At 57.5% G+C, this 23087-nt stretch carries 12 protein-coding genes, 2 tRNA genes and 2 pseudogenes; 8 read left to right on the forward strand and 8 right to left on the reverse strand.

What is annotated here, in order from left to right:
• Both BUB69_RS28970 and BUB69_RS24580 read right to left on the reverse strand, forming a co-directional pair.
• Positions 1-2005: DUF4214 domain-containing protein (locus BUB69_RS28970; protein ID WP_073171847.1), on the reverse strand; the 2005-nt coding region annotated here is incomplete at its 3' end.
• Between the two features lie 1702 nt (positions 2006-3707).
• Entirely contained in the window at positions 3708-4475 is a 768-nt protein-coding gene (locus BUB69_RS24580) for a replication initiation protein (RefSeq protein WP_073171854.1), read from the reverse strand.
• A 1171-nt stretch (positions 4476-5646) separates the two neighbouring features.
• Between BUB69_RS24580 and BUB69_RS24585 the strand changes: the two genes are divergently transcribed.
• The 3 genes from BUB69_RS24585 (at position 5647) to BUB69_RS24595 (ending at position 7863) form a co-directional block, all read left to right on the forward strand.
• Positions 5647-6279: a ParA family protein gene (locus BUB69_RS24585; RefSeq protein ID WP_024684978.1), complete on the forward strand. Its 633-nt coding sequence runs from the start codon at positions 5647-5649 to the stop codon at positions 6277-6279.
• Entirely contained in the window at positions 6276-6587 is a 312-nt protein-coding gene (locus BUB69_RS24590; protein ID WP_205031471.1) for a hypothetical protein, read from the forward strand. Before BUB69_RS24585 ends, BUB69_RS24590 begins: the two co-directional genes overlap by 4 nt.
• A gap of 244 nt (positions 6588-6831) precedes the next feature.
• Positions 6832-7863: a DNA replication terminus site-binding protein gene (locus tag BUB69_RS24595; RefSeq protein ID WP_073171857.1), complete on the forward strand. Its 1032-nt coding sequence runs from the start codon at positions 6832-6834 to the stop codon at positions 7861-7863.
• On the opposite strand, the gene BUB69_RS24600 is transcribed toward BUB69_RS24595, so the two are convergent.
• Together BUB69_RS24600 and BUB69_RS24605 are read right to left on the reverse strand one after the other, a co-directional pair.
• Entirely contained in the window at positions 7838-9046 is a 1209-nt protein-coding gene (locus BUB69_RS24600; RefSeq protein ID WP_073171860.1) for a tyrosine-type recombinase/integrase, read from the reverse strand. The genes BUB69_RS24595 and BUB69_RS24600 overlap by 26 nt on opposite strands.
• Before the next feature lie 675 nt (positions 9047-9721).
• The gene (locus tag BUB69_RS24605) at positions 9722-11602 is read right to left on the reverse strand and encodes a methyl-accepting chemotaxis protein (RefSeq protein WP_073171864.1); all 1881 of its coding nucleotides are present in this window, start codon (positions 11600-11602) and stop codon (positions 9722-9724) included.
• A 501-nt stretch (positions 11603-12103) separates the two neighbouring features.
• Between BUB69_RS24605 and BUB69_RS29755 the strand changes: the two are divergent.
• Together BUB69_RS29755 and BUB69_RS29760 are read left to right on the forward strand one after the other, a co-directional pair.
• Positions 12104-12988, forward strand: a pseudogene (locus tag BUB69_RS29755) (methyl-accepting chemotaxis protein); the annotation flags it as partial.
• Between the two features lie 198 nt (positions 12989-13186).
• On the forward strand, positions 13187-13891 hold the full coding sequence (locus BUB69_RS29760) for a methyl-accepting chemotaxis protein (protein WP_419198404.1): 705 nt from the start codon (positions 13187-13189) through the stop codon (positions 13889-13891).
• Between the two features lie 123 nt (positions 13892-14014).
• On the opposite strand, the gene BUB69_RS24615 is transcribed toward BUB69_RS29760, so the two are convergent.
• Together BUB69_RS24615 and BUB69_RS24620 are read right to left on the reverse strand one after the other, a co-directional pair.
• Positions 14015-14089: transfer RNA gene (locus BUB69_RS24615), tRNA-OTHER, on the reverse strand.
• A 2-nt stretch (positions 14090-14091) separates the two neighbouring features.
• Positions 14092-14166 (reverse strand) — tRNA-OTHER (locus tag BUB69_RS24620).
• Between the two features lie 399 nt (positions 14167-14565).
• Between BUB69_RS24620 and BUB69_RS24625 the strand changes: the two genes are divergently transcribed.
• The 3 genes from BUB69_RS24625 to BUB69_RS24635 are packed head-to-tail and all read left to right on the forward strand — an operon-like array spanning position 14566 to position 18951.
• Positions 14566-16287, forward strand: a complete 1722-nt coding sequence (locus tag BUB69_RS24625; protein WP_073171870.1) for a type I secretion system permease/ATPase — start codon at positions 14566-14568, stop codon at positions 16285-16287.
• Positions 16288-16294: 7 nt separating this feature from the next.
• Positions 16295-17626 carry an HlyD family type I secretion periplasmic adaptor subunit gene (locus tag BUB69_RS24630; RefSeq protein ID WP_073171873.1) on the forward strand — a complete coding sequence of 444 codons (1332 nt, stop codon included), beginning with the start codon at positions 16295-16297 and terminating at the stop codon, positions 17624-17626.
• Positions 17623-18951: a TolC family outer membrane protein gene (locus BUB69_RS24635; RefSeq protein WP_073171877.1), complete on the forward strand. Its 1329-nt coding sequence runs from the start codon at positions 17623-17625 to the stop codon at positions 18949-18951. Before BUB69_RS24630 ends, BUB69_RS24635 begins: the two co-directional genes overlap by 4 nt.
• Positions 18952-19068: 117 nt before the next feature.
• On the opposite strand, the gene BUB69_RS24640 is transcribed toward BUB69_RS24635, so the two are convergent.
• Positions 19069-20904, reverse strand: a complete 1836-nt coding sequence (locus BUB69_RS24640) for an O-linked N-acetylglucosamine transferase, SPINDLY family protein (RefSeq protein WP_073171880.1) — start codon at positions 20902-20904, stop codon at positions 19069-19071.
• Between the two features lie 80 nt (positions 20905-20984).
• Positions 20985-23087: pseudogene (locus tag BUB69_RS28975) on the reverse strand (hypothetical protein); the annotation flags it as partial.

Genomic DNA, 23087 nt, shown 5'->3' on the forward strand with positions numbered 1-23087 from the left:
TCACGGAAACAGGGATCGCACCGTTGATGTAGAGGGTATCCGCTGCCAGAGCCGAGGCAGTATCAGTCACCGACGTTACGGTCACGGTGCCAGTGGTTTTGGCGTCGATGGTCGCAAGGTCTGCCAGAGAGGCCGAATCAGTGACGGTCACAGCGACTGCGCCGTTGACGTAGGTGGTGTCAACAAGCAGATCGGCAGCGGTGTCGGTGACCGACGTTACGGTCAGGGCGCCAGTGGTTTTGGCGTCGATGGTCGCAAGGTCTGCCAGAGAGGCTGAATCGCTGACCGTCACAGCGACCGCGCCATTGACGTAGGTGGTGTCGACAAGCAGATTGGCAGCGGTGTCGGCGACCGAGGTTACCGTCAGGGTGCCAGTGGTTTTGGTGGCGATGGTCGCCAGTTGAGCCAGGCTCGCCGAGTTGCTGACCGTCAGATCGACCGCGTTAGCAATATTAGTCACGTAGGTGGTGTCGGTGATCAGATTGCTAGCGGTGTCGGTGATGGAGGTGAACGTCAGCAGACCGGTGGTCTTGGCATCAATGGCCGTCAGCTGCGCGACGGTGGCCGTGCCGGTCAAGGTGACAGGAATCGCGCCGTTGATGTAGGTGGTATCTGCCACCAGGGCCGAAGCGTTGTCGGCCACCGACGTCACTGTAAACAGGCCAGTGGTCCTGACATCGACGCTCGCCAGAAGACTCAGGCTTGCGGTGTCAGTAACGGTGACCGCCTCGTTACCCAGGCCCGTGATGCTAACGGCAGTGTAGGCCGTGAGCAGATCGGATGCCGACCCCGTTACCGAGGCCACAGCGCTTACGTCGAGTCGTGCGAGGGACACTTCAGCGTCGAACCGGAGCAACTGGGCAGCGGTCAGGCTGGTATCAGTCAGTGCGACCTTGCTGTTGCTGCTCACGGTGCCGGTGATCACAACGGGCGTCGAAGGTGCTAGCGAGATGATGTTGTTGTTGGTGATGGTGGTGCTGAGTTCGTCCAGGACAGCCGAGGACATGGTCAGCGTAGTGTTACCAATCACCAGACCTTGCGTCACGGCCGAGGCGGCTATTTTGACTTCAGTGCCGGTCACGGCCTTGAACGTCAGCTCGCCGTTGGCAGAGCTCAGGGTCACGTTGCCGTTCTGGGCGCCAACGGTGAACTTGCCCGCGTCAGCGTTGGTGCCTTCGGTAACGGTGAACGTCGGAATGGTCGGTGTGGTCGGGCCGGTCGGGGTCGTGCTCGGAGTCGCTGTGGTGACGTCGTCAGAGGCTTGAGTCGAAGGGTTATCCAGCGCTGCCGGATTGGTCTGGGCAGCTACCACTTTGGTGTTGATGCTGGTGAACAGCGTCGTCAGGTTGGTAGCCGAGGAAACGTTGGCTGCCACCGTGTTCAGGTACGTGGCCAGGTCGCTCAATTCGCCAGGCGAGTTCTTGATCAGGTTCGCAACGTTGGTAACGGCGTTGTTCAGCGCGGTCAGCACAGCCGGGGTCTGGCCAGCGGCGTTCGAAGGAACCAGTTTGATCAGGTCCAGGGTCGCGGTCAGGGTATTGGCGTTGGCAGTGACCGATGTCAGGACATTGGCTGCCAGGTTGACGTCATTCAGGCCTTTGTCAGCAAACGCGATACCTACGCTTGCCTTGTTGGAGAGCAACGTGGCGTCGAGCTGGCCCTGGGCGCTGGTGTTGCTTTTGGCACCGTTGATGATGGCGGCAACGAACACATCGCGGCTGATTGCGCCGGAATCCAGCTGAGCCTGCCAGTAAGCCATGCCTGCGCTGTCTGCGCTGCGGCTGAGGACGTTACCGTAGATGGCGGTGATGAACGCATCGGTCGACAGAGAGTCGGGGTACTTGGCTTGACCTTCGGGCTGAGCCTCTACCCAGTTGTTCGCGATCTGCTCCAGGGAGATTGTCCCTGCATCCAGCTCTCCAACCCAGTACGCCAAACCATCTGCGTCCGGAGCCCGGTTGAAAAATGCGGTGTACAGTTCTGCGATATCCGACTGGGTACTCATTTACAACTCCCGACTGTTACTGGTGAAACTTTGCCGTGGGCAAAGTCGTACTCGTTTTTTGATGAGACACGGTGGAGTCCCCGAACGGGGCGGCACTTTTTTTATAAGTTCGTTCATAAAGCATCGCAGGGAAATTATTAACTTTCTACTTTTATTTTTTTATGCGCGCCAAGATTACGACGCCTATATATTGACTTTATTTTATGCAGAATCCCCACTCTTTTATTTCTTCATCTATATGGAAAAACACCTTCCACGGGTTTTGATCAGCCTCATAAAACCCCCATTATTCATAGCTTTTACCTTGCATTTCAAAGACTTGTATAAAATCAAAAATACGGCGTCAATTTCCAGATCGCAGAGCCCCTTTATTAAGAAATAATCTATTAGTTAGCTAAGCATTTTATAACCCTGTTTTTATCTTTGCTTTCAACCTTGGTCAGGCAGTCGTTTTTTCTTTGATTTTTTTTGACCGACCCGACAGATTAAGGCCAACGACTTACAAAAATGCGCTGCCTCTTTTTCACTCTTTTAAACTATTCAATACCCTTTTATAAAAAAATATACTCCCTGATTTTTTTATAAAAAAACGCCTAACTCATTCATTTGAAAAGTTATTTTCTTTCGCCGATGCCACTATTTTGGCATTACTCCTTTCGTAGGGTCTGCGCGGCCCCCCCTTTTCCCCGGTGAAACGATCCGAAAACTGATGTGTTTCGAGAGCCAGCCTGGAGGTGGGCTGGATGATGGCTTTTTGCCGTCTATCGGATTTTTTCTACCTGTCTGTGCGCTGACACACTTTCGAATGACGGAGTGGTGTCACCCATCAGCGTGAACAGCCTTTGCACTGCTCACGCACAAAAGCACCTTTTTAGCCTTTCAACACAAACGTGCAGAAAGCCCGGAGGATCACCCTGGGTAAATCGCAGGGAAATCGCGCAGCCATGAGGGTTGGCCAGCAAGGGCCCGACTGCAGGCCACACAGGATAGAAGGTGCTCGTCATCGACTGACGGCCCTGCAGCACTTTTCACCGGAGAGGGAATGAGGCACATCCAGGCTGTCGATACATGAAGGAAACGGCGCTAGGATCCTTTCGAAAGGCGCCACACTAGTTGCCTCGGTAGTCGGAAAACCGCGACGGCTTAGTCGGCATTCAGGATCTATCGACTACAAATTCCGGCTATGCCTTAAGTAGGAATATTCCGCGTCTAAAGCAGGATGCCAAGCGTCTGTTTCCGCAAAAAAAGATCGATCACGTCAGCGAAGCAGGCTCCATCAGCCTCTGCAGCGGGATGCCGGGTAGCTGGCTCCAGCAAAAGCCGAAAGCGAACCCGTCTTTTTCCTACCCCACCGACAGGCCTTGGCAGGTATGGCATCGCGCCTATCGACTACAAATTCTGGCTATGTGACAGCTCGCTATCAAGCTAGATAGCTATATATATAGCTATCTAGCTTGATAGCCTTATTTGCCTACGCTGGTCGCCATTTGAAGTCTGAATCGGAAAGAAATGGCATATTCGGTCGACACGAGACCCTCCAGTCGCGAAAAACAGGGGGCTGGCCCTCGGTGGACGGCCAAAGGAACGGGGGAAACTCTCGCCTTTCGCATTGAACGTGCAGGCAGACTTGAGGCTATCGACTACAAATTCCGGCTAATGAAATTAAGCTAGCTAGATATCTAGCTAGCTTAATTAAACCGATTTAACTGATTGTTTTTATTGGAAATTCATCGACAACAACTTCTTCGTCTGCCGGAATTATCTCCATACCGTCACCCAGGGACAGTCGCAACTGCGCCGCTTCCTGGAAGCGGAATATCAGGCTCTTCACCGTCTTGCCTTCCGTGATGGTCTCGTAGGTGATGGTGATTCCGGACTTGGCCATGATCTCGCTGATGGACGGCGCGATCACCCGCTGACGCAGGTTGTTGAAACGTTTGTAGCTGTCCCCCAGGTCAAGCAGCGTACGCAGCTTCTCGACCTCGATGATGAGCACCCCCGTGCTCTTGAACTGCATCATCAGCTCGAACAACCGAAAACTGTGCATGGAGTTCAGATTGGCCACACGGCGCAGATCGTAGGACGTCAGCTTGCTGTTGAGCATCGACAGGTAGGGGATGACGTCGACGGTGAAGTTCAGCGTGACCCTGCCCTCGCCCTCGGCATACGCGGCTTTGTACACCCAACGAATGCGTGTGCGGTTCTTGCCGTCGAATGTCTGGATGTCGCGCTCGTACAGGGAGTCTGCGGCCTCCTTGAGGTTGGTGTAGGCAAAGCGGATCGGCACGCCATAGATATCGGCAAAGCTGGCTGCAGTCACCGTGATCTTGGAGGGCATGGGCTTGCGTGGATCGACCTGGGCAATGGCCGCCAACAGCAGACGCTGTTCCTGGAGGGTCAGACGGTAGGAGGCGCTGATCAGATCATTGGCTTTGGTCACAAGCAATGATGACGGTTCTTTGGAGCTCATCGACTATTCCTGGAGCAGTGATGAGTCGATAGTAACAAGCTTGGCAAGCGAGTGGCGGGATCATTACGTAGCCAAATGCGTAGTCAAACGGGTAGCCGGAATTTGTAGTCGATAGCCATTCTTTTGCCATAGCCAGAATCTGTAGTCGATGGCCATCGTATGGCCATAGCCGGAATTTGTAGTCGTTGCACGTCGCGGGCTGGTCCATAGCCGGAATTTGTAGTCGTTACAAGACAATGCGTCCTACACGAAAAAAGGGTTTCCATATGTAAACCCGGTTAAACACACAACCCTTCACAGCCTGAATGCCATCATGCGTGCCATGACTGAACCCTTTACGTGGGCAGGCTCGAGAAAGGCCGCTGGGCCTCTGTTTTCGGTGCGTTGAGAGAAATCCCGAGGTTGAGATATCGGCACTCACGCTGCGACGTGTACTGCGAAGAAAGGCCCTGGCGGCCCGGGCCTGTGGATAACAGCCGGAATCTGTAGTCGTCATAGCTGAAATCTGTAGTCGTCATAGCTGGAATTTGTAGTCGTATAGCTGAAATCTGTAGTCGTATAGCCGGAATTTGTAGTCGATGCACCTCTGCAGGCCACGTAAATCAAGGGCTCCAGAGGTGCTAAAAACAAGCTTTAAAAACAAGCTTTAAAAACAAGAAAAAAAGATTTTAAAAACGCGCGAGAAGCTCATTTTTTATTTTTTTGAAAAATCAAACGCAACAGCGGGCAGCAATGCACCGCGCAGGGCCCTGTAAGCCCGTATAAGCGACGATGATAAAAATTTGCACGCTGGTGCTTGAGGATTGCCATAACGTCGCCCAGAAGGGATTTGGTGCGCCTTTACGGCTGTCATGCAGGAAATCATTCGGTGCGTAAGGCTGTGAAAACTGACGACAGCGACAACCCGGCCGTCTGGAGTGATCACCAGGCGTGATCACTGTGACCCTGAGCGAATAAACAAACGGGCAAACAAAGCGTTTACCCGCAGTAAACGACACACCGAATTTACAGGTTTTTCCGAATGCCTGGACGCTAGTTTTCCTACAGAAAAATAATCTTCAAAAATCGTGAAATCGCGGTCATGCAGTATAGCTAGCTATCTTTATAGATAGCTATACTGCTAGCTGTCTTGTAGCTATATATATAGCTATGCCATTGAAAGGAAAACCAAGTGACCATTTTTGCTTGTGTGAACACGAAAGGCGGTGTGGGTAAAACCACGACAGCAGTCCACCTGGCGACGCTGCTGGCAATACGCGGCAAAACATTGCTGATCGATGGAGATCCCCAGGCGAGCGCAGCCAGCTGGGCTGCATGGCGTCGTGACAATCCTGAATACAGCCCAAGTCCGACAACCGTCTGCCTGCAAGGCAAAGCCATCAACTCTGAGGGCCGTCAGTTGGCAGGTGCCTATGACCATGTGGTAGTCGACGCAGGCGGACGCGATTCTGTAGGCCTGCGCTCAGCATTGCTGCTAGCCGAAGTGGTTATCGTCCCGGTGGGCGCCAGCTCGTTCGATGCCGCCGCTATGACAGACTTGCTGACCGTTGTAGACCTGGCACGTGATTACAACCCTGATCTGGATGTCCGCATGCTGCTTTCAAGAGTCGACACGCGTACCAAGGACACTGGCGAGATGCTGACCTTTCTTGAAGAGCAGTCATTCAGCGTGTTCAAGACCAAAATCTGCGAGCGTGTCGCGTTCCGACGTTGCATCAGTGAAGGCGCCATCGTGCACGAGCTAAAGCGTGATCATGCAGCCATCCAGGAAATGAATGCTTTTGTTGCAGAGGTCTTGGGATGATCAAGTCAAAGCCCGACATCAAAAGCTTCAACAAGGATCCGAACGATTTTCTGGAAGGAGGGGAGGCGGACAAGGCATTGACCAAATCACGCTCGATGACAGAAAAAACAGTCGTTGAAGACCTACCAGCTCAGGCCATGGAAGCCTTCAAGCCGGAACCGACTGTGCAGAAATTGTTTCGCCTGCGTTGGGACATTGCCAATGCGCTTAAGCTGGGCGCTGCCCAGGAGTCGGCCAAGACAGGTAAACGCGTGACGGAAACCGACATCATTCAGCAGTTGCTCAAGAAACATTACAGCATCAAGTAGATAGCTAGCTATATAGCTATAATGATCGCAGGCGCTACGCTGCTGAACAGGTAGCGCCAGTCTTCACACCTTAGCGGCTAGCTAGCTATATATAAGTTAGCTATAGATCGTATTAATACCACCCCTAACGTTTTCATTATCAACCGCTTCTGCTCTATCTTCTTCCCGTGGGGGAGGACACGGAAAGTGGCGCTTCTAAAATCAACTGCTACTATAGGGGTGGTATTAATATTTGGGGATAGCAATGTACGTTGATATCACATCAATCCACGCCCGCTTGGTCAGCCAGATCAACGCCTTTAACCATCTCTGGCCACAATGGGTGGTGTCTGGAAAGGTCTGGCAGCTGCCCTTGCTGGCGCAGCAGAAGGCTCTGGATCTTATTGAAGTACAGCCTCTCGAAGGCGAGGCGGCCATTCATGCCACGATCCGGGCGATGACACAGTTCGAGCGTTTGCCTGGCCAGGCACCTGGCACGGTCATGCGTTTGCCGGGTTATTTTGCGTTGAGCCAAAGCGTCCTGCCGTGGATCAAAGAGATCAATCAGCTAAAGGATGAGCTGATGGCGGCGATCGAGCAGACGCGGCTTGAGTTGAATCTGGCTACGACTGCGCGCTCGAAGATTCTCCGTCAGGCGCTGGGGGCCCAGTTCAGCATGAAGCAATTGGCGCGGCACACTCAGGTGTTCGACATTTGCCCTCGGCTGATTGTGTTCACCTGGGCAGGCCATACGACCGGAGGAGAACGCGTTGCGGTGGGCAAGGTGAGGGAGCTGTTGGGTAAAGCTGCCGAGCAGCAGTCCAGCAAAGACAACGTGTCTATTGAGCAGACCCTGGCTGGTGCCGAGTTGCGCCGGATCGTCAATTTGTCCGATCAAGCCAGCCTGATCAAATACAAAAAGGTCGCACCGCATCCCAGGGCGATGGTGTATTTCTCGGCCAACTCGCGTTATGACGCCATGATCCACAGCAACCTGCCGATGTTCGTACTGGCCGGTGAGGAACCTTCAAGTGTGCATGAGCTGCGCAATTTCGATCGCAACACGCGTCAGGCGGAACGGCCGGACAAGAAGTCGCGTATCGAAGTGATTCCGCGCATGAACCTGTACCTGAACCCCGATGACCTGGTGGGTCAGCGAAAATCTTCAGTGATGGCCAGCAAACCCAGCAGTGTGGCTTCCACCTACTCGGATAAAGCACAAACGCTGGCGCAGAGCGTCGAGGCGCCCGTCGATCACTCGCAACTGGACCTCAACCTTCCGACGGATGAGGCATGAGTTCGAGCGCTGCGCCTGATTGAATGAACGCTGCCCATTCATCCATCAACTGCCGGCGTTTGCCGAGCAGATCGCCCCGGTTGTAGGCCGCTTCGACCTTGTCTTCCAGGCTATGGGCCAGCGCCATTTCGCAGACATCTCTGGGAAACAGTGTGTTTTCAGCCGCCCAGGTGCGAAACGTCGAGCGAAAGCCATGGGGCACGAATGCTCCGGCCTGCAGTTCTTGCATGACGCGCCTAAGCGCATTGCCAGGCAAGCTTGCGGAGTGACGGGCGTTGGGAAAGACCCAGACAGGATGCTTGCCCTGCTGCTGTTTCAGGACCTGCAGAGCGCCCGTGCTCAAGGGCACACGATGCGGTTTGCCAGCTTTCATGCGGGCCGCGTCGATGTTCCATATGCCGGCGTTCAAATCGAATTCTGCCCAGCGCGCATCGCAGACCTCCGCGTTTCGGCAAGCGGTGTAGATCAGCAGTTCACAGGCACGCGCTGCCGTACTGGCCAGGCTGTCGAGACGTCTCAGAAATGGGCCGAGTTGATCTGCCGGCATCGCCGAAAACGGCGTCTTTGCGTGGGTCTGCCTTGGCAATAGCTTGTCCAGGTGCCCACGCCAGCGGGCCGGGTTTTCACCCTCGCGCAATTTGCGTGCTCGCGCAGCGTCGAGCACCAGCTCGATCCGGTTGCGCAGACGGAAGGCGGTCTCTGGAATCTGGTTCCAGATCGGCATGAGCACGTCCAGCACCTGTTCGGTTTCGACCTGGTCGACGGGCAGGTCGCCGATCAGCGGGTACACATGGTCGCGCAATGAATGCGACCATTGCTGCGCGTGCCTGAGGTTTTTCCAGCTCTGGCGATGGGTCTTGATGTAGCGCTCGGCTTCAAGGCGAAACGTCACCACCGTGGTGGCCTGAACGTTGCTCTCGTCATTGGGTACGGCGCGCAGGCTTAGCGGGTCTATGCCTTGTGCCAGGCCCAGCCGGTGCGTGTCGACGGCGAGCCGCGCAGCCCTGAGCGAGACCTCCGGGAAAGCCCCGAGGCCAAGATCGTGACGCCGATTATTGAGTTGGTAACGCAGCACCCATTTCTTGGTGCCTCTGGCGCTCACACGCAGGATCAGCCCTCGCTCGTCATGGTAGCTACCCGGCTCTACAAGGGTCTTGACGAACGCCTGCGTCAGTTTGCTCATTTTGATTCTTCTTGGTGGAATGTCTGGCAAGCGGCAGATTTTACACCAAAATGTACGCGGAGGGTCCCTCCGCGTACATGTCAATTTTCGGCCTTTGATTACGGGAATAATGCAGTGGGCGACATTTTAAGTCCCACACATGGACCCACAGTGTGGACGTAGGAGCATGCATGGGGTGAACGAGGAGGGCGGCCAGACAGCACGCGGGGTTCAAGGCGGGCATTTATCCAACCTTGGCTTGTGATGTGAGGAAACGGAATCGGTATTAATACGGTTGCTCAATAAAGAACAGGCGATCTTCCTTTTTCCGACGAACGTAACGATACCGGTATTGATGTGTTTTAAATTTCAAAGTAAAGCGAACGCCTGGTTTGGATCCTATAGAGGCGCTTGTATCACTTGCAAACATTGGATGTGGCTATTTGAACAATAATGAATACAGATGAAATCCCGTATATTTAAAATGGTTAACCTTTTGCACGGTATGTACGCGGTGTAACAATACGCTGAACCATTCGACAATAACGTGATTGCGCCTGAATAAATATTCAGCGACTTCATGGGCAAATCAAGTTATCAGACAACGTTCATTTCAAGGGAAATTTGTATCATTCCTGACATTAAAAAGGCCATCACTTGGATGGCCTTGTCGTTACTCGTTTCTATAGGATCGCGTCAGATCTTGAAGCTGGCCACCAACTGTTTCAAACGCCCGGCCTGCTGTGAAAGCGCAGCACAATCCTTGAGCGTTTCATTGAGGTTGGCCACGCCCTGCTGATTGAGGGAGTTGATCTGGTTGATGTCCACATTCAGCGTTTCCACCACGGCGGTCTGCTCTTCCGTGGCGGCTGCAACCGACTGGTTCATGCCATCGATTTCGCCGATGCGGCGGGTCACATCACGTAAACGGCTGCCTGCCTGATTGGCGACATCGACGCTGCCCAGGCTTGAGGCCTGGCTCTCGTTCATGTTCACAACCGCGCTCTGGGAGCCCGATTGCAGCTCGCCGATCATGTTGTGAATCTCGTCAGCCGACACCTGTGTGCGATGAGCCAGGTTGCGCACCTCGTCGGCCACCACGGCAAACCCACGACCTGCCTCACCGGCACGAGCGGCCTCAATGGCCGCGTTGAGCGCCAGCAGGTTGGTCTGCTGCGAGATGCCCTTGATCACGTCCAGGATCTGGCCGATGTTGTCGGTACTCGCGTTGAGCTGCTCGATCTGAACACACGAATCACTGATCTTGGTCGACAGGTCGTTCATCGACTGAATGGTTTGTTCAACCACCACCTGACCGCTTTCAGCCTGGGTACGGGCCTCACTGGCCTGCATCGAGGCATCCGAGGCATTGCGGGCGATTTCCTGAGTGGCGGCGCCCAGTTCGTTGATTGCAGCCGCCACGCTGTTGGTTCGGGCGCTTTGCTCGTCGAAGCCAATGATCGAGGAGTTCGAGGAATGCACCACTCGCTGCGACAAGTCATGCACCTGAAGGGTGGCGGATGACACTTCGACGATCGACGCGTGGACCCGCTCCACGAACTGGTTGAACGAGCTTCCCAGGTCGGCGAACTCATCCCGCCCCTGAATAGTCAGGCGCCGCGTCAGGTCGCCTTCACCCTGGGCGATGTCCTGCATGGCGCGGCCCATATCGGTCAGAGGCTTCATGAGCGCACGAATCAACAGGCTCAACAGCAGTGCGATCACGACCACTGCAATGATGCCGGCCACAATCGCAGAGCTGCGAAACTGACTCAGTGGCGCATAGGCCTTGTCCTTGTCGATCGACAGACCAATGTACCAGTCGGCCGAAGGCAGCCCGGTGATCGGCGTGAACGACAGGATACGTTGCTGGCCATTGAGCGTGACCTCGCGCAGGCGTGCATCCAGGCTCAGCGTCTGGCCAGGGTAGATATCCTTCAGGTTCTTCATGACCTGGTCTTTTTCAGGGCTGACGATGACCTGACCATCGCCGCTCACCAGAAAGGCATAGCCGATGCCGCCGAACTCTACCGAATTGATGATCTTCACCAGCGTATCGAGACTGAGGTCGCCTCCCACGACACCGGTCACCTGACTGCCGCTCTTGACCGGACTGGCAATGGTCACGACCAGCCCGCCGACCGACGCCTGGTACGGCGCGCTCAGAATCGTCTTGCCGGCGTCGACCGTCGATTTGTACCAGGGACGCTGACGAGGGTCATAACCGGCTGGCATCTGCACATCGGGGCGCTGAGTGAACGTGCCCTTGCTGTCGCCGACATACGTGAACTGAAAGGTCGAGACCAGCGATGACTGGGAAACAAGTCCGCTCAGGTCGGTGCCCACGCCCTGGAAGGCAACGTCCTGAGTCAGGTTTTCCAGCACCAGAATGCGCCCGCTCAACCAGTTCTGCACGCTGCTGGCTGTCAGTTGACCTGCCTGCCCGACGGACGATTCGAGGTTTTGGTGAATGGTCGTTCGTTGCAGATAATCGTTGTAAAGCGTGAACAGCGCAAAGGCCAATACGACAACGCCTGATGCGGCCAGCAGGATTTTATGACGAAACTTCAAAGACATGACGAGGCATCTCTAGCGTGTATAGATGGGTTGCAAACTTGCGAGTCACTGTTCAGCCAGCCAACTTTATGGGGATGACCCTTATACCGTTCATCCCCATAACAGGGTGTATGACGCCTGAAAGGAACGACATTCTGACGCCAGTTTTTTATGACGGCGCAGTCGCGATTCAATGTTCTCGATACCCCTTTATAACGGGGGCACGCAATGAATGAAAGCACACCGGCCTTTTTTTGAATTTCCCTGTTTTTTTATTTCAGCTTGGTAAAGGGCTGCCGATAGCGTCTGTAACCCACGCCTTGGCGGTTATATCGAATGCACCCTCCTGAGGCCCTGATTGATGAATAACGCTTCTGGAGAATACGAATGAACAGCTGGTTTGCAAACATCAGCGTGAACATGAAACTGGCCCTCGGTTTCGGGCTGGTACTTGTTTTTACGGCCATTCTTGCGCTGGCCGGCTGGACCAGCATGAGCGGCCTGATCGATCGTAGCAACTGGATGAGCGACATTACCTCGCTCAATGCGCAGTTGACCAAGTTACGGGTAACGCGCCTGCAATACATGGTGGCCGACGGTGATGAAAAGGTGGCTGAAACCGTTCAGGTTTCCCTGGATGGCTTCAAGGCCTATCAGGAAAAGCTGCTGACCTCGTTCAAGAGCCCCGAAAACGTAAAAATGCTCAATCAGTTGGGCGTGGTGATCGCGGACTATCAGAAATCGCTGAACACTATGCGCAGTGGCTACAAGACCAGCATTGCCTTGCGCAAGGAGCTGACCGTCAACGCCAACAAGGCGACCGAAATGCTTGACCGGATTCTGGCCGACGTGAGCAAGCTCGACGCCACCGATCCGAACCGTTTCGAGCACTATCAACTCATCGTGCGCGCCAAGGAAGACCTGATGCAGGCGCGCTATGAAGTGCGCGGTTACCTGACCGACATTACGCCTGAAAACGAGCAGTCTGCTGCGCGCAAGCTCGATGACGCGCTCAAGAATCTGGAGCCGCTCAAGGCCACGTTCGCCAGCACCCAGGCCGATGCCCTCAAGCAACTGGAAACTTCCCTGCAGGCCTACCGCACCACGCTACAGGCCTTCAAGACGTCCAGCGGCGACATTGCCCAGGCGCGCAAGGAAATGACCGTACAGGGTCAGGACATCGTCAAGCTCAGCGAAGCCATGTACCAACTGCAGCTGGATCGTCGCGATCAGGAAAGCGCTCAGGCGCGCAACATGCAGATCGGCTGCACATTGCTGGCCATGATTCTGGGCATCATCGCTGCCGTGATCATCACGCGTCAGATCACCCGTCCGCTGCAGGAAACCATGGCCGTGGTTGATCGGATCGCGTCTGGCGACCTGTCGCAGACCATGGTGGTGACCCGCCGCGACGAACTGGGCGTTCTGCAGCAGGGCATTCAGCGCATGGGAACCACACTGCGTGAGCTGATCGGCGGCATTCGCGACAGCGTGGTGCAAATCGCCAGCGCCGCCGAGGAGCTGTCGGCCGTCACTGAACAGACCAGTGCAGGGGTCAACAGCCAGAAGGTCGAAACCGACCAGGTGGCCACCGCCATGCACGAAATGTCGGCCACCGTGGCAGAAGTGGCCCGTAACGCCGAGCAGGCTTCCGAAGCCGCTTCAACCGCCGACAAGGAAGCACGTGCCGGCGACAAAGTGGTCAGCGAAGCCATCGGCCAGATCGAACGACTGGCGGCCGAAGTCGTACGGTCTTCCGACGCCATGACGCTGCTGGAGCAGGAAAGCGACAAGATCGGCAAGGTTATGGACGTGATCAAGGCCGTCGCCGAGCAAACCAACCTGCTGGCCCTCAACGCCGCCATCGAGGCTGCGCGCGCCGGTGAGGCAGGCCGTGGTTTTGCCGTGGTTGCCGACGAAGTGCGTGGCCTTGCGCAGCGCACCCAGCAATCCACCGAGGAGATCGAAAACCTGGTCGCGGCCTTGCAGAACGGCACACGTCAGGTCTCCAGCATCATGCTCAGCAGCCGCGAACTGACCGTCAGCAGTGTGCAGTTGAGCCGCAAGGCCGGCACCTCCCTGAACAGCATCACTCAGACGGTTTCCAACATTCAGGCCATGAACCAGCAGATCGCTGCCGCCGCGGAAGAGCAGAGCGCCGTGGCCGAAGAGATCAGCCGCAGCATCGTCAACGTCCGTGACGTGTCCGAACAGACCGCCTCGGCCAGCGAAGAAACCGCCGCCTCCAGCGTCGAACTCGCCCGCCTGGGCGGGCAACTGCAAACGATGGTCAGCCACTTCAAGATTTAAGGTTTGGCAAAAGCCATCAAGCCCGGGTTAACCGGGCTTGATGGCTTAGGCAGACTGACAATGATGTGAGGCATCCTGTCGGTGTGGCCATGTTTCCAGGTAAAGTCCTGAAAACGGAAAAGGATCTCAGAGGCGGGCTCGAACCGCCGACCTTTGTACTGTTGCCAGTACAGGCTCTACCAACTGAGCTATCTGAGACAGCCCCGGAGACGGACTCGAACCGCCACCTTTGTACTGTTGCCAGTACAGCGCTCTGCCAATTGAGCTATCCGGAACATCACACTCATCAGATGTAGTTCAGGTTATCGACCCGATCCACCGTCTGATGGCTTCATTCTGCAGGCCTGATCAGGGATTGAGTACTCTCGGAACTGCTAGGTTTTACGATAAACCTGCAAGGCCGCCGAACACTTGACGTTCAATGTTGCGCTCGCCTGAAGCATCCAGCCCCTATACATGGCCAGGCGATCATCCAACACCTCCTAAAGCCGGGTTTTAAAAGGGCTTGATCGTTTCAGGCTCTGCAAAAAACCCACTCAAGAACGCGCCTCGCAAGCCGATGAAATAGGTGTGCGAGCCGGGCTGCGCGCATTCATTAGTTAACGGCAAAATGCTAGCATCGGCCGCCCCGCACGACCGGCATTCTCCTACCGCGACTCTATCTCTTGGATTTTATGCGCCTTTTTCTTGATCCCAAGCGAGATATCGATGCAGCCCTGCTGCGTTATCGTCGTCTTTTCGGAGTGCTTGCACTGTTCAGCGGCGTGATCAACCTGCTGATGCTGGTTCCGTCCATTTACATGATGCAGGTCTTTGACCGCGTCCTCACCAGCCGCAACGAAACCACACTGTTGATGCTGAGCCTGATTCTGCTCGGGTTCTTCATGCTCAGTTGTGCGCTGGAGTGGGTCCGTGGCCAGGTCATGATCAAGATGAGCGCAGGCCTGGACGCCCAGTTGGGCGAGCGGGTCTTTGACGCTGCCTTTCAACGCAGCCTGCGCGAGCACAACTCCAACCCGGCTCAGGTGCTGAGCGACCTCAACAGCATCCGTCAATTCGTCACCGGGCCAGGCCTGATTGCGTTGTTCGATGCGCCGTGGCTACCGATCTACATCATTGCCACCTTTCTGTTTCACCCCTGGCTGGGGGTGTTTACCGTCGTCGGCTCGTTGATTCTCGCGGGGCTGGGCGTCTGGAACGAACTGACCACGCGCAAGAGCATGAGCGAGGCCAATCGGCTGTCGGTGTCATCTGCCAGTTACGTCAACAGCACCTTGCAGAACGCCGAAGTCATTCAGGCGTTGGGCATGCTCACACCCCTGCGCCGCCGCTGGTTCAATGTGCAACAGCGGGTCATCACCGAACAGGGTGAAGCCAGTGACCGCAGTTCGCGGATCGCGGCCATGTCGCGCTTCGTGCGCATGACCTGGCAGTCCCTGGCCTTGGGTCTGGGCGCAATCCTGGTCATGGAGAACCAGATTTCTGCCGGGGTGATGATTGCAGTATCGGTATTGCTGGGCCGGGCCATGGCGCCGGCAGAAGCGCTGATTGGTTCCTGGAAGCAAATGGGCAACACCAAAAGCAGTTACCAGCGCCTCAATCGCCTGCTAAACGAGTTTCCCAAAGCGGCGCCGCCCATGCCGTTGCCGCCACCTACCGGTGCGCTGAGCATCGACAAGCTGGTGGTCACGCCTCCAGGCCTGCAGCGCCCCGCGATCAACGGTGTCACGATCACCCTGGCCAAAGGCGAAGTACTGGCAGTGATCGGCCCCAGCGCGTCGGGCAAATCCACACTGGCCCGGGCAATGGTCGGCATCTGGCCCGCCAGCCACGGCTCGGTGCGTCTGGACAATGCTGAGATCAGCCAGTGGTCACGCGAAGCGCTGGGTCCGTATCTGGGTTACTTGCCGCAGGACATCGAACTGTTCGACGGCACCATCGCCGAAAACATTGCCCGGTTTGGCGACGTGGACTCGACGAAGGTCATTGAAGCCGCGCAACTGGCGGGCATTCACGAAATGATCCTGCACTTCTCCAAAGGTTACGACACGCTGCTGGGCGTCGGCGGACTGGGCCTGTCAGGCGGCCAGAAACAACGCATCGGCCTGGCGCGTGCGCTTTATGGCCAGCCACCGCTGGTGGTGCTGGATGAACCCAACTCCAATCTGGATGAAGCAGGCGAAGCGGCGCTGGTCCAGGCTGTGCGTCAGTTGAAGAGCGCAGGCTGCACGGTGGTACTGGTGACCCATCGACCGAATATTCTCGGGGTGGTCGACAAGTTGTTGTTCCTCAGGGATGGCGTGCAGCACCTGTTCGGCCCGCGTGACCAGGTGCTCAGGACACTGGTGCCGACACCCGTGCAAAAAACCGCAGAATCCAGCAATCAAGAAGCCTGAGGCGTCAATGCAATCCAGCCAGCACGACATGACCCCTGTACCCGCGCCGGACGCGGATGCTGCAGGCATTGCCCGCATCGGCATCTGGTGCCTGATCCTGGGGCTGGGCGGCTTTTTCCTCTGGGCCGGGCTGGCACCGCTGGACCGCGGTGTCGTCGGTGCCGGAACGGTCGTGGTCTCCGGCGAGCGCAAGACCGTCCAGTCGCGCACCGGCGGCATGATCGATCGCATCCTGGTGCGTGAAGGCGATCAGGTGCAGCAAGGGCAGGTCGTGGTGCAGCTCAATATCGTTCAGACCCAATCGCAGCTCGACGTCGCGCTGGGGCAATGGCTGAGCGCACGGGCGGTCGAAGAGCGCCTGATGGCCGAGCGCCTGGACCGCGACAGCATTCAGTGGTCAGCGCAATTGCTGGAAAAAGCCGGCGATCCGCGTGCCCGCGCCGCCATGGAACTGCAGGGTTATCTGTTCGCCACGCGCCGCGCAGAACTGGCCAGCCGGATGAAAATCAGCGAGCACGAAATCACCTCGCTGACCCAGCAACTGGCGGGGTATGAAGAGATCAAGCGTAATCACGCGGCGCAATTTCAGTTTCAGCAGCAGGAACTCAAAGGCCTCAGAGAACTGGCGCGCGAAGGCTACCTGCCACGCAATCGCCTGTTCGAGGCCGAAAGCAATGCGGCACAGTTAGGGGCTCAACTGGCGTCGACGCTGTCCGACATTGGCCGTACACGTCAGGCCATCAACGAGAGCAAGCTCAAGGCGTTGCAACAGGGCCAGATCTTTCGCAGTGAAGCCGAGTCGCAGCTGACTCAGGTTTCGGCCCAGACCTCGAGCCTGACGGACCAGATCAAGGCATTCGATTTCGAGGTGCACAGTGCTTCGGTCGTCGCGCCGGTGGCCGGTCAGGTCATGGGCCTGGCGGTGCATACGGTCGGCGGCATCGCCCCGGCAGGCCAGCGCCTGATGGACATCGTTCCCCAGGGTTCCAGCTGGGTGGTCAAGGCGCAGTTTCCACCGATGATGGCCGACCGGCTTAAACCCGGACTGCCGGTCGACCTGCGCTTCGGCTCGCTGCAGCGGGTGCATACGCCCGTCATCGTCGGCCAGGTGGCCACGGTGTCGGCCGACCAGCTGATCGATGAGCACACCAACTCTCCGTACTTTTCGGTCGAGGTCTCGGTCAGTCCGAAAGACATCATCAAACTGCGCGACCTGGGCCTTGATATCAAGCCCGGCATGCAGGCTGAAGTGTTGGTCAAGACCGGCGAACGCACGCTCGCCAATTACCTGATGCAGCCCGTGTCCGAACGTATGGCCGGCGCTTTCAAGGAAGAATGACAGTGCGCACACCTATCGCCTTGCTCTCTGTGTTCTGGTCGTGCTGGCTGCTGGCAGCCGACGATCAAACCCTGTCGCTGGTCGCACTGTATGACGCCTCGCGCCTCAATGACGCGACCTACAAGGTCACCGATTACGACTACCAGGCATCACGCCAGGAAGTCGCAATCGGCCGTGCCGGTCTCTTGCCGCAGGTGTCGATCAACTCCCGGTACGGTCACGGCGGACAGTTCGAAAAGCAGAGCTCGGCCAACAGCCAGGACGATCAGTTTGCCGCCGACAGTGTTGCGCTGTCGGTCAGCCAGCCGTTGTTCGACAAGGGTCGCTGGGCCTCCTACGAGCAGGCCAAGGCCCGTGCAAAGCTGGGTGAGGCGCAGCACGAAGGCGCAGGACAAGGGCTGTTCGACCGCGTGGTAGAGGCCTATTTCGACGTCGCGCAGGTGGAGAACGAGCTGAAGCTGACGACCCAGCAGAAAGCCTCGATCGAGGGCCTGGCCAAGCAATCCAAGCGATTGTTCGAAGCAGGTGAAGGGACCATTACCGACCTTGAAGAAGCCCAGGCGCGACTGGACACGACCCGTGCTCAGGAAATCGAACTGCAGGCACGGCGTCGGGCCGCCCTGCGCAAGCTGGCGGGGCGCTCCGGCACAGCAGTGAACAACATTCCCCAAATGCAGGAAAAATCCCCGGCCACGCCCTTGCTGGCACCCGAGGAAGACCTGGATTACTGGATGCTCAAGGCCGACGAGGCGGGCGCGACACTGGGCGTGAGCCGTGCCTCGATCAAAGTTGCCGAGGCCAACCTGAAGCTGCAGAAATCCGGTCATTACCCCACCGTTGCCCTGAGTGGACGCCTGTCGCGCATCGACCAGAGCGATATCAACGAACAGTCACAGCGCCAGTCCACTTACTACGTGGGCGTAGTGGTCGACATTCCGCTGTACCAGGGCGGCGGCGTCAGCGCGTCCTCGGAAAAGGCCCGTGCAGCTCTGGAAAGCGCGCGCACCAGTTACGACGCGCAGTTTCAGCAGTTGACCGAGGATGTCGAGGCCAACTACCTGGGTGTGGTTGCAGGCTTCGAGAAGATCAAGGCATTGGTGACGTCTGTGCGTTCGAGCCAAATTGCACTGACGTCGGCCGAAAAAGGCTATCAGGCAGGCGTGCGTTCAACGGTCGAGATTCTCGACGCCCAACAGCGTCTGTATTCCGCCAAACGCGACCTGCTCGATACCAAGCTGGCCATGCTGCAAAGCTACGTCAACCTGCACACCCGCACCGGCCAGATGACCCGCACCCAGCTGGAGAAAGTGCAGAACCTGTTCTGATACGCCGTCTATACCGGTTTTGCGGACGGCTTCCGGCAGATCGCCGGCAAGCCGCCTCTCACCGTCCGGTGAACTGCGCTGCAGGACAGCGCAGCCTTATAGAGGCGAAGGGCTTGCCTATTGGGCTCTCAGCGCAACGCGGCTGATCGCGTCTTCGAAATCCCTGACAAAACGCGGTGTGTCGAACAGCGGCGATTGCGCACGGTTCTGTTGCAGGCGGCTTTTCAGGCCCGGCAGCAGATCCGGCTGTGTCGCCAGCTCGACGGCACGTTGCTCATAGTCGTCCAGCGTGGTGGTAATCAACTCAGGCAATTGCAGACTGGTCAGCAGGCTGCCGGCCATGCGCGAGGCAAAGGTGCGACCGGAACGCGTGAGCACCGGCAACCCCATCCACAGCGCGTCATTGGCCGTCGTGCCCGCGTTGAAGGGGTAAGCGTCCAGAAACAGATCGGCAGCACTGTAGCGGGCCAGGTAATCGGCCGGTGCCACGCGCGGGGCGAACAGCAACCTGGCCGGATCGACACCCTGTTGCTGCGCACGCGCGCACAGGTTGTTTTGCGCCCAGGGATTGTCCGCCAGCAACCACAGCACACTGTCGGGCGTGCGTTGCAGGATACGCATCCAGCAGTCGAAGACCTCTTCGTTGAACTTGTAGTTGTTATTGAACGAGCAGAATACGAAGCGATCTTCCGGCAAGCCGCATTGCGCACGTGTCGGCAGGGCCGAAACCGGGCGCTGGCGGTCGCTGCACTGGTAAATCTGCGCCAGGTACAGCGGCGTTTCGCTGTAGTAGGGCATGACGCTGTCCGGTATCAGATAACGGTCTGCAATGACGTAATCGATACAAGGCAGGCCTGTCGAACCCGGAAAGCCCAGGTACGTCATCTGCACCGGCGCAGGCCGGTAGGCCGGGATATTGGCGCGGGCCCCAGACGTCAAACCGTGCAAGTCGATCAGGATATCGATCTCGTGGTCACGTATGCATTGAGCAGCCGTTGCATCGTCCATCCCGCCGATACGCACGAAATGGTCCATGGCCTTGACCACACGTGCCCGCAGTGGCGAGCCATCTTCCCGACTCCAGCAGAAGCCATAGACGTCGAAGCGCTCACGGTCGATCAGCTCGAACAGCTCGACCGTCAACAGCGACACCGCGTGCAGGCAGAAATCCGAAGACAGAAAACCTACACGCAGTTTCTGATGCGCATACCCCTGCGCAGGCGCAAGGGCCGGCACGCGTACGTTGACGCGTTCCTTGACAAAATGCGCCGCCGCGGCGGCTTGCAGGCCCGGATCATCGCTGCCGGCCAGCAAGGCCAGGGGCGAGGAGGCCTTGAGCAGATCGCCCTGGGTCAGCCCCGCAGGCGGCGCGTATACCGGCCAGACGCATTGCTTCTGGCGCAGATGCACCCAGTGTTGAATGACCTTGGGTTGTACCGGATCCACCTCCAGACTGGTACGCAGGACGGCCTCGGCGGCTTGCAACTGCCGGGTTTCTTCCAGCAGCCGTCCCAGGTTGTTGCACACCATCAGATACAACTCGCGGCTCTGCTGTGCATCCACACGTTTGTCGTCCAGCATCGACTGCCAGGTGGCCAACGCCTCCTGCGGCTTGCCCTGACGCTCAAGCGTGGTGCCCAGATTGAACCAGGCCTGAGCGAATTCGGGACTTTGGGCGATGGCTGCGCGAAAGGCACGTTCGGCCTCGGCAATATGCCCCAGTTGCGACAACGTAGCGCCCAGATTGAACTGGATGATGTAGCTGACCGAAGACTGACAGTGGCCCAGCCAGCACTGGTACAACGTGACCACGTCCGTCAGCCGCCCGGCACCATTGAGACGATCGGCAGCCGAGAGCAACTGCATGGGCTGTAACGCCACCTGCTCGGACAACTGCAGGGCGATGGCCAGCACTTCATCAAGATCGGGGCTCTCAAGATTCTCTGTAGACATTCGGGCAATAGTCTCCACATATAAAAATACCGAGCTCTTGCGAGCTCGGTATCGGGTCAATCAGGGTTCAACACTCGATATCAGTGAACCCAGGTCTGAACATCCGTTGCGACCAGCAGCTGGACGTTACCATCGTTGAACACGTTGTAGCTCGCGCCATCGACTGTAGCAGTACCGGCTGCGTGCCACTCGCCGCTCGCGCCATTGATGTTGACCGTGTCGTTGTGGTCACCGTTGATGATCATCTGCACCGGTGCGGCTGCACCGTTGGCCACATCCACTTGACCGGCCTTGCCCAGTTCCGCCACCGACTGAGCGTCGACGGTCAGGGTGCTGGCTTTGCCGCCATCGGCTGCCAGATCAATGTTGCCCAGAGTATGAGCACCAATGGACTGCGGATCGAGCTTGGTCAGGTCGATGGACTGATTACCGTTTGCGTCAGTGCGGAACCACACGTCGGCAATGGTATGGGTCTGGCCATCGCTGGTTTCGAAGGTGCTCTGCAGACCCAACAGGTTGCCGTGGTTGAGTTCGGCAATCTTGGCAACATCGAGGTTGAACTGGGTGATACCCAGATCTTTCAGGCTGTGCAGCTCGCCTTTCTCGCTGATGCCATCGTTGTTGGTATCGACCCACACCTGCAGCGCTGCAAAGAGTTGGTCAGCCCCGTTGACGACGCCGTCATGGTTGCTGTCCAGGCTCTTGAGAGCTTCGAAACCGTCTTTGGCCAACGAACCATCCGCCAGGCGGAAGGCACTGCCGAACAGCTCGGAACCATTGTTGATCTGGCCGTCGCCGTTCAGGTCGATGGAGAGCAGACCGTCGCCGCCAGCCGTCCAGCCAGTCGTTTCCTTATGGCCATCGGCATTCAGGTCGAACTTGGTGCCTGCCGACAGGTGCGTGGTGTGCACGCCATCGCCATTGAGGTCCAGAACCAGCGGTGTGGACAGTGCCAGCGCATCGATCTGCGTAGCCGTCATCGCTTGAAGCTGCGGTGTGGTGAAGGCATCGACCTGGGTCATGCTCAGGTGCGACAGCTGAGCCGTCGTCAACACAGCCGCTTGAGCGGTGGTCAAGGCAGCAACCTGAGCCGTGGTCAGCGCCGCAAAGTCTGCGGTTTCGATGGCCACAACCTGAGCGGTGGTCAAGGCAGCCACATCTGCGGTGCCCAGCGCGACGATCTGAGTCGCTTTAAGCGCCACGATCTGAGCGGTGGTCAGCGCAGCCACTTGAGCGGTGGTCAAGGCAGCAACCTGAGCGGTGGTCAGTGCGCTGAAGTCAGCGGTTTCCATGGCCGCTACTTGCGTAGTGGTCATCGCAGCGATTTGTGTCGGCTTCAGGGCCACCACTTGAGCACTGCTCAGGGCAACGATGTGAGCCGTGGTCAGCGCAGCGACATCCGCGTTCTCCATCGCAGCGATCTGAGTCACTTTCAGGGCAGCCACTTGACCTGTGGTCAGAGCAGCCACCTGAGCGGTGGTCAGGGCAACGATGTCAGCCGTGGTCAGGGAGCTGATATCAGCGGTTTCCATGGCCGCCACTTGCGTGGTGGTCAGGGCAGCCACTTGAGCGGTGGTCAGCGATGCTGCTTGCGCCGTGGTCAGGGCCACGATCTGGGCAGTGGTCAACGCAGCGGCCTGAGCCGTGGTCAAGGCAGCAACACCGGCCGTGGTCAGCGCGGCGATATCAGCCACTTCCATGGCCGCCACTTGCGTGGTGGTCAAGGCAGCGACTTGCGTCGGTTTCAACGCTGCAACCTGGGCAGTGGTCAAGGCAACGACCTGAGCGGTGGTCAGCGCCGCAACATCAGCGGTTTCCAGCGCAGCGACCTGAGTCACTTTCAGAGCGGCCACCTGGGCAACCGTCAAGGCCGCGACCTGAGCCGTGGTCAGAGCCACAACACCGGCCGTGGTCAGAGAACCGATATCGGCGGTTTCCATGGCCGCCACTTGCGTGGTGGTCAGGGCGGCAACCTGTGCAGTCGTCAGCGCAGCGACTTGAGCGGTGGTCAGCGCAACAACCTGTGCGGTAGTCAGCGCAGCCGCTTGAGCGGTGGTCAGAGCAGCCACGGAAGCAACTGGCAGCGCAGCCACATCAGCCGTTTCCAGTGCAGCCACCTGAGTGGTGGTCAGGGCAGCCACCTGGGTTGGCTTCAGTGCAGCCACCTGGGCAGTGGTCAACGC

Source organism: Pseudomonas asturiensis (assembly GCF_900143095.1).
In the GTDB taxonomy this organism is placed as follows: Bacteria; Pseudomonadota; Gammaproteobacteria; order Pseudomonadales; family Pseudomonadaceae; genus Aquipseudomonas; species Aquipseudomonas asturiensis.